12 protein-coding genes are annotated in these 12,231 nt (G+C 48.7%); 11 read left to right on the top strand and 1 reads right to left on the bottom strand.

Annotated elements, in window-relative coordinates; translation table 11 throughout:
* Positions 1 to 38: 38 nt before the first annotated feature.
* The 10 genes from V7R82_RS03565 (at position 39) to V7R82_RS03610 (ending at position 10,105) form a co-directional block, all read left to right on the top strand.
* Entirely contained in the window at positions 39 to 704 is a 666-nt protein-coding gene (locus V7R82_RS03565) for a CpXC domain-containing protein (protein WP_291429626.1), read from the top strand.
* Positions 705 to 778: 74 nt separating this feature from the next.
* Positions 779 to 1,414, top strand: coding sequence for a PepSY domain-containing protein (locus V7R82_RS03570; RefSeq protein WP_314255607.1), 636 nt, complete (start codon positions 779 to 781; stop codon positions 1,412 to 1,414).
* Positions 1,415 to 1,517: 103 nt separating this feature from the next.
* Positions 1,518 to 1,664, top strand: coding sequence for a hypothetical protein (locus tag V7R82_RS03575; protein ID WP_303887249.1), 147 nt, complete (start codon positions 1,518 to 1,520; stop codon positions 1,662 to 1,664).
* A gap of 174 nt (positions 1,665 to 1,838) precedes the next feature.
* Entirely contained in the window at positions 1,839 to 3,575 is a 1,737-nt protein-coding gene (locus V7R82_RS03580) for a glycoside hydrolase family 13 protein (protein ID WP_338543444.1), read from the top strand.
* Positions 3,575 to 4,870: an alpha-amylase family glycosyl hydrolase gene (locus V7R82_RS03585; RefSeq protein WP_338543446.1), complete on the top strand. Its 1,296-nt coding sequence runs from the start codon at positions 3,575 to 3,577 to the stop codon at positions 4,868 to 4,870. Before V7R82_RS03580 ends, V7R82_RS03585 begins: the two co-directional genes overlap by 1 nt.
* A 234-nt stretch (positions 4,871 to 5,104) precedes the next feature.
* A complete protein-coding gene (locus tag V7R82_RS03590; protein ID WP_314693746.1) occupies positions 5,105 to 6,355 on the top strand; it encodes an extracellular solute-binding protein in 1,251 nt (416 codons plus the stop codon).
* A gap of 104 nt (positions 6,356 to 6,459) precedes the next feature.
* Positions 6,460 to 7,767, top strand: a complete 1,308-nt coding sequence (locus V7R82_RS03595; protein WP_338543449.1) for a sugar ABC transporter permease — start codon at positions 6,460 to 6,462, stop codon at positions 7,765 to 7,767.
* 2 nt (positions 7,768 to 7,769) lie between these two features.
* Positions 7,770 to 8,621, top strand: a complete 852-nt coding sequence (locus V7R82_RS03600) for a sugar ABC transporter permease (protein WP_298076798.1) — start codon at positions 7,770 to 7,772, stop codon at positions 8,619 to 8,621.
* Positions 8,622 to 8,767: 146 nt separating this feature from the next.
* The gene (locus tag V7R82_RS03605) at positions 8,768 to 9,631 is read left to right on the top strand and encodes a DUF1189 family protein (RefSeq protein WP_338543453.1); all 864 of its coding nucleotides are present in this window, start codon (positions 8,768 to 8,770) and stop codon (positions 9,629 to 9,631) included.
* Complete coding sequence (locus tag V7R82_RS03610; protein ID WP_314692931.1) at positions 9,632 to 10,105, top strand: YaiI/YqxD family protein; 474 nt, start codon at positions 9,632 to 9,634, stop codon at positions 10,103 to 10,105.
* A gap of 69 nt (positions 10,106 to 10,174) precedes the next feature.
* Here V7R82_RS03610 and V7R82_RS03615 read toward each other — a convergent pair whose 3' ends face one another.
* Complete coding sequence (locus V7R82_RS03615; RefSeq protein ID WP_314692929.1) at positions 10,175 to 10,960, bottom strand: DeoR/GlpR family DNA-binding transcription regulator; 786 nt, start codon at positions 10,958 to 10,960, stop codon at positions 10,175 to 10,177.
* 187 nt (positions 10,961 to 11,147) lie between these two features.
* Here V7R82_RS03615 and ulaG point away from each other — a divergent pair, with 187 nt between their 5' ends.
* Positions 11,148 to 12,215 (top strand): L-ascorbate 6-phosphate lactonase, encoded by a 1,068-nt coding sequence (gene ulaG, locus V7R82_RS03620; protein WP_303887228.1) that lies wholly within the window; start codon positions 11,148 to 11,150, stop codon positions 12,213 to 12,215.
* Positions 12,216 to 12,231: the final 16 nt, after the last annotated feature.

Genomic DNA, 12,231 nt, shown 5'->3' on the forward strand with positions numbered 1-12,231 from the left:
TGGTATATATAGGAAGTAAAAATTAAAGGAGTGACCTTATGACCCGACACCATACCTATCCCATGATTTGTCCTAACTGTAACCATACACAAGATTTCCTGGCTTATGACAGCATCAATATTAGTGCCAACCCTGAACTCAAGCCCCTGGTCATGTCAACTGATCTCTTGAGTTTCCACTGCGAGAATTGTGGCTATGACACCTTTATCAACTATGGCTATCTCTACCATGACCCTAAGCGTGTCTTCATGGTCTACTATGAACCTCAGCCTGAAAAGCATGTGAAAATTGCCCACGACTTACGGACCATTTATTTCCGCGAGGAAGGTTATGTCCAACGCAAGGCGGGCTATCGTTTCCGCATTGTGCCGGAATTGCGAGATTTGTGGGAGAAGATTTTTATTTTCGAGGCGGGCCTGGATGACCGGGTAATCGAGCTCTTGAAATACTACCTCCAAGCAACCTTCCTAGAACAGTATCCGACTGCCCAGGTGGAGCGGGTCCAGTTCTATGTGGATGGGGAGACAGGGCAGAAGCAATTCATTCTTATGCATGAGGATGACATTGTAGCTTTCATCGCCTTCGACCCAGACCACTATGATTTGATCTTAGAGCGCTGGGGTGACCGCATGACCCAGCATGAGTCCAACCTACAACTGATGGTCAATGCCGAGTGGGTTGAAAAGTTAGTTTCAGAAGAATAATAGGTTCATAGGTTGACATTCTACAATTGTCGTGTTATCATAAAGACAAGTTAAAAGTATAGGAGGTCTTTACTATGACACTGAAGAAAAAATTGACAACAGCCTTGGTGGCCCTCTCCCTAACTGCTAGCCTAGCTCCGAGCGTTTTGGCTCAATCCTCAAGCTCTAGCTCAGATTCTAGCTCAACAGCAGCCAATGCTAGCAGCAATGAGACCACTAAGCAAAATGCGACGACTTATGAGCAAGTCACTAAGACCGCAGAAGAATTCATCAAATTCTACCGTGAGGCACATCCTAAGCAAGATTTAACCACTGTTGAATTGAAGTATGATGATGACTTGAAGTTCTATGTGGTAGAATTTGAAGCAGTCGATGACGAAAATGAATACGAACTCAAGATTAATGCTGGCACTGGCGCAGAAGTTGCTAAGTCTGAACAAAGCTTAGTTAAGGCTAAACAAGGGGGCGTAGAACGTCGTGAGGAAGGTCTTAACTTAGAGAAGATGAAGGAATTCAAGGACATTAAGGCAGCTGCCGAAGCAGGGGCCGATGTTAAGGACTTGAAGTTAAATCATTGGGACTTAGACCGTGACGGGGAAGCAACCGTATGGACCCTGACCTACAAGAACGGTGACGTCGACGTTGAAGTCAAGGTAGATGCCCAATCTGGCCAAGTAGTTGCCGTAGACGACGACCGCAAGGACGACTAATTTAATAGCATGAGCAAGCAGGGACGTGGTCCCTGCTTTTTCTTTTAGAGGACTTGCTTGGGGCAGGTATTTATGGTAGATTTGCCATAAAGGAGTGAAGGCTATGAAGCGACAAGATGATTTACATAAGGAGAGCGTTCCTATCCAAGCTGCCTTGGATGAGGCTGACCGAGTAGCCGCCCAAACGGACACTCGACTAGACCATGAGCAAGTTTTTGCCGAGATTCGTGCACGAATTGACGCTAACTAGGCTTAAGCCATGCGAAACGCCCTAGAAAGGGCGTTTTTATATTGGGCAAAAGAGGGGTGCTAGTATTCTAACCCCCCCCTTTGGACTAGGTCGACTTGATACCGGTAACCGCTTTCCTTGTTCTTGTAATAGGGATGGAATTCTGCTAGCATGAGAGTGACAAGGAGTGACTTTATGGAATTAAGCAGTATTTACCATCGTCCTGAGTCGGAGTTCGCCTATCTCTACGACCAGGAACACATTCACCTGCGTTTGCGCAGTAAAAGAGGCGACCTAAGCAAGGTGCGAGTGGTCTTTCAGGATCCCTTCCTGACCGAGCAGGATGAGACTGAACTAACCTTGGTGGCTCAGACTTCCATCTTTGATTTCTGGCAGGTTCAAGTGACGGTGCCTTATCGTCGTCTCATGTATTACTTTGTCTTGGAAGACAGCCAGGGTCAGATCATGGCCTACGGCGATGATGGCTTCCATGAAATGGGGTCTGACCAGGACATTAACTTTGATTCCTTCTTCCGTCTGCCTTATCTGCATGAGAGCGAGCGGGCTAAGGTGCCGGAATGGGTCAAGTCTACTGTCTGGTATCAAATCTTCCCGGAACGCTTCAAGAATGGCCGACCTGAACTCAGTCCTGAGCAGACCCAGCCTTGGGATGCTAAGATTAGGCCGACCTCTGAGGATTTCTTCGGCGGTGACTTAGAGGGGATTATTCAGGAGCTGGATTATCTAGCAGACTTGGGCATTACGGGGCTCTATCTCTGTCCTATCTTTGAGGCGCCGACCAACCACAAGTATGACACTATCGACTATCTCAGCGTGGACCCACACTTTGGCGATAAGGAAACCTTCAAACGCCTAGTGGAAGGCTGCCATGCCCGTGGTATTCGGGTTATGTTAGATGCCGTCTTCAACCATATTGGGGCCCACTCCAAGCAATGGCAGGATGTTAGAGAGCGAGGGGCGGATTCTCCTTACACAGACTGGTTCCACATCTACAAGTATCCAGTTGTGGACCCATTGACGCCAGGGGCGGTCCACCGGGCTCAGGGCTTGAGCTATGAGATGTTTGCCTTTGAAGGTCGCATGCCTAAGCTCAACACCCAGAACCCAGAAGTGCAGCGTTACCTCTTAGACATTGCCAGCTACTGGATTCGGGAGTTTGACATTGACGGTTGGCGACTGGATGTGGCCAATGAAATTGACCATGACTTCTGGCGGGCCTTTGCCCAGCAAGTTCGAAGCATCAAGCCGGATCTCTATATTCTGGGCGAAATCTGGCACAACTCCCAACCTTGGTTGGCGGGCGACCAATTTGATGCGGTCATGAACTACTTGGGCACCACCCAGACCACTCGGTATTTCTTAGAACATCGAGGTTCTGCCCAGAAATTAGTGGATGCGGTCTTGAGCCAGCAAATGCTCTACCGTCGTCAGCACAATGAAGTTATGTTCAACCTCTTGGATTCCCATGATACCTGGCGCATTCTCAGCCTAGCCAAGGGCAATAAGGACCGGGTCAAGGCGGCCCTGGCCTTCAACTTCTTACAGTTGGGTAGTCCCTGCCTCTACTACGGCACCGAGTATGGCTTAGATGGCGACCACGATCCTGGCTGCCGCAAGGTCATGCCATGGGATCCGGCTCAGCAGGACCAAGACATGCATGCTTTTGTTAAGGCTCTGATTGCCTTACGTCACCGCTACAATGACTGGATTATTCAAGGACAAATTGACTATGAGGCCCTGGACAATGGGGTCAAGATTAGCCTGACGCACCAGAGCTTACGTTTGGTTGCCTACTTCAACCATGAGGGAAGTCTAAAAATCGACCAGCCGGCTAAGCTCTGTCTGGCTAATGGTTATTATGACAACTGTCTGGGACCTGATGGTCTTATCATCTATGAGGAGGAAGTATAATGGCACTAGATACAAGCTATGATTTACGTCGCAGTGTTATTTACTGCGTCTATGTTCGCAACTTCAGCCAAGAAGGGACCTTTGCGGGGGTTATACCCCAACTTGACCGGTTGAAGGCCCTAGGTGTGGACTATATTTGGCTATTGCCTATTCATCCGCTAGGGGTGGATAAGCGCAAGGGCAAGCTAGGTTCGCCTTATGCCATTCAAGACTATCGGGCGGTCAACCCCGAGTACGGAACTTTGACTGACTTCGAGGCCCTCTGCCATGCCATCCATGAGCGGGGCATGAAGGTTATGATTGACGTGGTCTATAACCACACATCACCTGACTCTGTCTTGGTCAAGACTCATCCCGAATGGTTCTACTATAAGTCTGATGGCAAACGTGGTAACCGGGTAGGGGAGTGGACGGACATTGTGGACTTAGACTACCAAGACCGTGGCCTCTGGGACTACCAAATTGAAAGTCTCCAATACTGGGCCCATTACGTGGACGGCTACCGTTGCGATGTAGCTTCCATGGTGCCCGTTGACTTTTGGCGGGAAGCCCGCAAGGCCGTGGCTCAGGTCAAGGAGGACTTCGTCTGGTTGGCTGAGTCTGTCCATGCGGAATTCGTTAAGTCTCTGCGCCAGGAAGGGGTAGAGGCGGCTAGCGATAGCCAACTCTATGAGGCATTTGACCTGACTTATGATTATGACATTTGGACCGCCTATGAGCGCTATGTCCGCGGGGAAATCCCTCTGGACTGGTATTTGGAGCGCCTGTCCCTACAGGATATGATTTATCCTGACAACTATGTCAAGTTACGCAACCTAGAGAACCATGACCAGCCACGCTTTGCCAGTGTCATGCCACAAGGTGCTTCCTTGCGCCACTGGTTGACCTTTAGCTTGATGCAGCGGGGGACCAGTCTGATCCATAACGGTCAGGAAATTGGCGCCAGACATCTGCCTAATCTCTTCGACCGGGATCCCATTGACTGGCAAGGGGGGCAGGAAGACTTAAGCGACTGCCTCAGTCGCCTGATTGAGATCAAGAAGTCGGCCCTGCCAGTCCAAGGGGCTTATGACCTAGCAGGGGATAGCGACCTAGACCTAGTGCAAATCGCCTACAAGCGACCGGGCTCTCAAGACCTAGCCTTGCTGGCGGTGGTATCGCTCAAGGGCAAGTCAGGCGACCTAGCGGTGGACCTGCCAGACGGAGACTATGTCAATGCCTTGACTGCAAGTCCTGTGACCGTCCAGGAAGGCAAGTTGACCGTGGCTGATGATCCGATTGTGATTATCTTATAATAGAAAAGAGCCAAGCGAGAATAGCCTTGCTTGGCTCTTTATTTACTAGAATTAAGGCATCAAATTAGCCATAAACTAGGAGCCTTTACAAGCTAAGACTGGTCATATTTTCATGATATAAGTTGTTATCGGTAACACCGTAATTTAACTTGAAAGCCGTTTCGTTTTATTGCATAATAAACTTGTAACGTTTGACGAAAGCGTCAACATACTATCTTTAAGGAGGATTTCGTAATGAAATTTAACTGGAAAAAACTTGCAATCGGGACTATGTCTGCAGCTATGGCTTTAGCAGCATTCCCATTCGGCGCAGTGAAAGTTGCGACTGCCCAAGAAGCTAAATTGGTGATCTCTGGTGGGGGCTTAACTGACTACCTCAAAGCAAACATCAAAGACTTCGAAGAGAAAAACAACGTGAAAGTTGAAATCTCTGACAACACTGACATGTTCGGTATGTTAGATGCTTTAGCTTTAGACGGCCCTGCTGGGAACGGTGCAGACGTTTATATCGCACCTAACGACCGTGTAGGTGCTTTAGCAAAAGCTGGTCACTTATCAGAAGTGAAATTATTAGACGACGCTAAGTACGATGACAAAGACAAACAAGGTGTATCCATCGACGGTAAAGTATACGGTGCGCCAGCTGTTATCGAAACCATCATCATGTACTACAACAAAGACTTATTGAAGGAAGCACCAAAATCTTTCGATGACTTAATGGCTTTGTCTAAAGACGACAAGTACAAGTTCGCAGGTGAAGAAGGTAAGAACGTTGCCTTCCTTGGTCAATTGACTAACTTCTACTTCAGCTACGGTATCTTAGCTGGTTACGGCGGTTATGTATTCGGCCAAAACGGTACAGATCCTAAAGACATCGGTTTGAACAACGACAAGTCTGTTGAAGCCATCAACTACATCAGCGACTGGTACAAGAATGTATGGCCAAAAGGGATGTTAGACGTTAAGTCTTCTTACGACTTCATGAAACAATCCTTCATCGAAGGTAAGACTGCTGCTATCATCACTGGTCCTTGGGAAGCTAAAGCTTTGAAAGATGCTAAAGTTAACTTAGGTGCTGCTAAATTACCTTCATTACCTGGCGGTAACGAGTACAAACCATTTGCCGGCGGTAAAGCATGGGTTATCTCAGAATACTCAGAAAACAAAGAATTGGCTCAAAAATTCTTAGACTGGGCATCTTCTGAAGAACAACAAAACAAATTGTACAAAGGCTTCGGCGAAGTTCCTGCTAACCACGTAGCACGTGAAGCAGCAGCTAAAGACAATAACGAAATCACTAAAGCGGTAATCGACACCTTCGCTAACGCAGTTCCAATGCCAAACATCCCACAAATGGCTGAAGTATGGCCAGGTGCTGAAAACTTAATCTTCGACGCAGCTTCAGGTAACAAGTCTGCTAAAGAAGCAGCTGACGCAGCGGTAGAATTGATCAAACAAGCGATCGAACAAAAACACGGCGAATAAGCTGATAACTAACTACTCAAGCTGAATGATCTGGTAGCCTTCGGCTACCAGGTCTTTTTGCAAGAGGAGAGCAACTATTAGTATATTGAAATGGAGGTATTATTATGGCAGACACGGTTGCACCGCGTCAAGATGAGCGTAAAGCCATGAGCCTGTCTCTGATTCCAGGTCTGGGACAATTCTATAATGGCCAAACCCTCAAAGGGATTATCTTCCTGGCTTTGACTGCACTCTTTATCTTTGAAATGTTTACCTTCGGTTATGACGCCCTCGTAGGCTTTGTGACCTTGGGTTCCGTTCCTAAGCAAGACCACTCCCTCTTCCTCTTAATTCGTGGGAGCTTGCAAATCATCATTACCATTATCTTCTTAGCCTTCTATGGGGCTAACATCTTAGACGCACGTTCCATCGCTCGTAAAATCAACAAGGGCGAGAAAATCTCTAAGACCTTGAAGGAAATGCTCCACAACATCTATGCGGATGGTTTCCCTTATCTCTTAATTATTCCGTCTTATATCTTTATGGCCTTTGCCATTGTCTTCCCAGTATTGGTGACGGTATGTACAGCCTTTATTAACTATGACTTCAAACACACGCCACCTGCTAAACTCTTAGACTGGGTAGGGATTGAGAACTTCTGGAACATCTTCAACCTCTCAACCTTCCGTGATGCCTTCATGGCGGTCTTCACTTGGACCTTGATTTGGACCATCTGTGCGACCACCTTACAAATCGTGATTGGGGTCTTCACTGCCATTGTGGCTCACCAACCATTTATCAAGGGCAAACGTATCTTCGGGGTTATCTTCCTCTTACCTTGGGCGGTACCAGCCTTCATTACCATCATGACCTTCTCTAACATGTTCAATGACTCCATCGGGGCCATTAACACGCAGGTTATTCCATTCTTGAACCACTTGATTCCATTTGTGGATCTGCCAACCCTGGCTTGGAAGACCGATCCAAACTGGACCAAGGTAGCCATTATCATGATTCAAGCTTGGTTAGGTTTCCCATATGTCTATGTTATGACCACTTCTATCCTACAATCTATTCCTGAAACACTCTATGAGGCAGCGAAAATTGATGGGGCAGGGGCTGTCAAACGCTTCACCGCCATTACCTTACCGGTTATCTTGTCGGTGGCTGCACCAATCTTCATGACCCAATACACCTTCAACTTCAACAACTTCTCCATGATCTACCTCTTCAACGATGGGGGTCCAGGTTCTGTTGGGGGCGGTGCCGGGTCAACCGACATCTTGATTTCTTGGATCTATAAGATTACCACTGGTCAATCACCACAGTTCTCCATTGCGGCGGCCTTGACCTTGATTATCTCCTTGATTATCATCTCGGTATCCTTATTCGTCTTCAAGAAAACCAACGCCTTTAACATTGAGGAGGCCTAATCATGAAAAATTTGACTAAATCAGCGAAATTTTCCCGTTATGTAGGCCAATTCCTGACCTACTTCTACATGGTTGTCCTCTCCATCGTCATTATTTACCCGCTCTTAATCACCGTGAGTTCGGCCTTTAAGGCAGGGAACGTGACCGCCTTCTCCCTAGACTTGGGGATGCAATGGTCCTTGGACAACTTCACCCGTCTCTTCAACGAGACCAAGTACCTCTCTTGGTACCGTAACACCTTGTTCGTCGCAACGACTACCATGGTGGTGCAAGTCTTCGTTGTCACCTTGGCAGGTTATGCTTACAGCCGTTACAACTTCATGGGCCGTAAGAAATCCTTGCTCTTCTTCTTAATCGTGCAAATGGTGCCAACCATGGCTGCCTTGACTGCCTTCTACGTTATGGCTGTCTTGCTCAACGCCCTCAACCAATTCTGGTTCCTCTCTCTGATCTATATCGGGGGTGGGATTCCAATGAACACCTGGTTGATGAAGGGTTACTTCGATACCGTGCCTTACGACTTGGATGAATCTGCTAACCTTGACGGGGCAGGTCACTTCCGGATCTTCTGGCAAATCGTCTTGCCATTGGTGCGTCCAATGATCGCCGTGCAAGCCCTCTGGGCCTTCATGGGACCATTCGGGGACTACCTCTTGGCTAAGTTCTTGCTGCGTAAGGAAGAGTCTTATACTGTCGCAGCCGGTCTGCAAACTCTGATTGCGGACCAACGTAACCAACGGGTTGCGCTCTTCGCGGCCGGTGCTATCTTAATCGCCGTGCCAATCTCAGCCCTCTTCTTCATGTTACAGAAGAACTTCGTGACCGGTTTGGTCAACGGGGGGACCAAGGGCTAAGATTAGCACTTTATGGGGCAGGAAGCTTTTCCTGTCCTTTTTGTTTAGAGGGGGAATTCTTCCCTCATGACCTCTCGGCCTGGTTTTCCAGCGGGTGCCTTTATGGTATACTAGAGAGGTAGAATTCAATGAAAGTAGGAACCCGGATGTCCACAAAAGCATTTCCCCTTAATTACTTTGCCGCCATGGCAGGGCCAGTGTCGGCCTTCAAGGAGCGGCAACCTCTCAAACTCAGACAGACCCTAGCTGTGATTCTCTTGATTATTAGCGTCATGATTCTGCCCATTGCGGTTAAGATTGGCCAGCTTAAGATTGTCAGCCTAGATCAATTTGCTTCCCAGTCTATGGCCCTGCTAGACGACCAAGTAGCGGAGCAGTTGGCTCATTATGCGACTGGGCCCAATGGCCAGTTGGTCATGCCTAGCCAAGACATCAGTCTGCGTGACGATGACCAGGGCCGTGTCATGCTCCTGGCTCAAGATGATAGCCAGCAGCTAGAAGCTAGCCTGGCAGGCAAGGCGGGGGTAGCCTTCACACCTGAACGTTTCGTGGTGACGGCGGCAGGCAATCGCTTCTTGTCCCAGCCTTATGACCCAGAAGCTGACTTTAGACCGGCTACTAGCGCCGACAGTCTCAACCGGCTCCTATCTGGCCAGTGGTTCCAAAATAATCGCCTAGCCATTATTCTGACCATCTTCATTAATTCCTGGCTCTTGCTAGCGGTCAGCTTCCTAATCATGCTCTTTGGTGTGGCGGGCTTCCTGTCCTTTATGAAATTCACGGATATCTTCTCCATTAAGTCTTATGGCCAGGCCTTCCGGGTCTGCCTCAACTGCTTCGGTTGGCCAACCTTGGTGGCCGTCCTGGTAGGCTTTGTGACGGGCAACCCGGCCCATGTCCTAACTGGATTGGGCATTGCCTTTATGGCCATGATTATGTGGGTTTACTGGACGACGCATTTCCAAGATGCCTATGTAGAAGCCAAGTTGGCGGCCCAGGAGGACAAGTAGATGCGGATTCTGCTGGATGGGGATGCCTGTCCTGTTAAGGCCGAGGCCATTAACCTAGCCGCCAAATGGGACTTGCCCGTCATCATCGTGGCCTCCTATAACCATGTCAGCAAGACCGATTATCCGGCTCATGTCCAGACGGTTTATGTGGAGCGGGGCGCTGACCAGGCCGACTATAAGATTGTGGCCTTAGTCCAGCAGGGCGATATTGTGGTTACCCAGGACTATGGTCTGGCGACCATTCTCCTTAACAAGGCCATTGTCTTGCATCATATGGGCTGGCGCTACCGGCCAGAAGCCATGGACCAGCTCCTGACCCAACGTTATATGGGCCAGGTCAGCCGGCGCAAGACGGGACGCTACGGAGGCAAGGGGCCCAAGCCCTTTGGCCGCCAGGACCGGGAGCGTTTCTCAGCCTCACTAGAAGCCATCATTAGACAAGAAATAAGACAAGAAAAGGGAGCCGGCCTGTGAGCTTGCTCCCTTTTGCTATAGAAAAAATTAAGCCCCGCTTGCTTAAGGCTAGCAAGTGGGGCTTGTACTTTAGATGGCTTCATCAATTTGAATGACAGTCACGCCGGCCTCTTCGATTTCCTTGAGGAGGGCAGGGTCGCCATAGGTGTCAGTGATCAGGATGTCGATCTTTTGAATGCCGGCTACCTGGAAGTTGGAGGTGACACCAATCTTGCGGTAGTCAGCCACCACGATGACCAGACCGTGGGAGTTCTGGACCATGAGTTGGTTGACCTTGGACTCGCGGAAGTCGCCGGTGGTAATGCCGACTTGGGCGTTAATGCCGGAGCAGCCCATAATGCAGATATTGGCATTGATATGGCGCAGGGAATCAGCCGCCAGTTCGCCGACCAGGGCCGCCTTAGGAAAATGAATCTCGCCCCCTGACAGGATAATGGTCGAACTTGGATGCATTTCCTGTTCGCTCATGCGCAGGTTGTTGGTGACGACCGTGACTGGGGTCTCCTTGAGATAGTCCATGACGTGCATGGCGGTGGTGGAGGTGTTCATATAAATGGTCATCTTTTCTTCTATATAAGTAGCGGCTTTTTCAGCGATGGCCTGTTTGATTTGTTCGATATGGGGATTTTGGGTATCACCTTCGAAAAAGGGCACCTCATTCAGGATGGCATAACCATGGTGGCGTTCGATAATGCCCATCTTAGCCAGCAGGTTCAAGTCACGCCGCACCGTCATAGTAGACACCTTGGCCAGTTGGGCTAGGATTTCGACGGTTAGACTCTTGCTGGGTGATTGGTTGAGGGCCTGAATCATCAAATCACGCCGTTGACGAACATCTTGGACGGAACGTTTCATGGTGGACACTTCTTTCTGGTAATCTATAAAGACATTTTACCACAAAACAAGCATAAAACAAACATCTAACACACTAAAAGCACATTAAATGTTAAATCGAACATAAAATTAGCTTGTAAGCGGTGCCTGGTTGCGTTATCATAGACATGTAAACATCGCTAGACACAAGTTAATGGAGGTAATAATGATGAGAACAATCCAAGATGTAACAAAGGATACCTGGTTGCGCGAGACCTTCCCAGAGTGGGGGACTTGGCTCAACGAAGAAATTCGTGACAAACAAGTAGAGCCAAATTCTTTCGCTATGTGGTGGTTAGGCTGTACCGGGATTTGGATCAAATCCGATCAAGGCACTAACATCCTTTGCGATCTCTGGACCGGTACAGGTAAACGCAGTCACGGGGCCGGCAACATGAAGAAAGGCCACCAAATGATGCGTATGTCCGGGGTAGAAAAACTCCAACCAAACTTACGTAACCAACCATTCGTCCTAGATCCATTCGAAATCGAAGGCGTGGACGCTTTAGTGGTCACTCACATCCACTCCGACCACTTAGACATTAACACCGCCGCGGCTGTGGCTAAGAACTGCCCAGAAGCTAAATTCGTGGGGCCTAAAGCCGTGGTCGATACCTGGCTCAAATGGGGTGTCCCAGCAGAACGTACCGTGGTAGTGCGTCCTAACGAATCGGTTAAGATCAAAGACATCGAAGTGGTCGCTTTAGAAGCCTTCGACCGGACCGCCTTAGTGACTTGGGATGGTGACCCTGAATATGAACTCAAGGGTAAAATGCCACAAGACATGGACCTAATTGCCGTTAACTACCTCTTCAAAACTTCAGGTGGTAACATCTACCATGCCGGCGACTCTCACTTCTCTAACATGTTCGCTAAACACGGTAACGAACACAAGATTGATGTCTGCTTAGGGGCCTTTGGTGAAAACCCTCGTGGGATTACCGACAAGATGACCTCTGTTGATATCTTGCGTATGGCTGAGTGCTTGAATGCCCGCGTAGTGATCCCAGTTCACCACGATATCTGGACCAACTTCATGGCTGATACCGATGAAATCTTAGCCCTCTGGAACATGAAGAAAGACCGCCTGCAATATGACTTCCAACCATTTATCTGGCAAGTAGGGGGTCAATACAACTACCCACAAGACTTGAACAAGTTGGAATTCAACTTCTACCGTGGCTTCGACGATGCCTTCAGCAAGGAAAACGACGTGCCATTCCCATCCTTCTTATAAGACTGAACTAGAGGAG

The sequence above is a fragment of the Abiotrophia defectiva ATCC 49176 genome (assembly GCF_037041345.1).
Classification (GTDB): Bacteria; Bacillota; Bacilli; order Lactobacillales; family Aerococcaceae; genus Abiotrophia.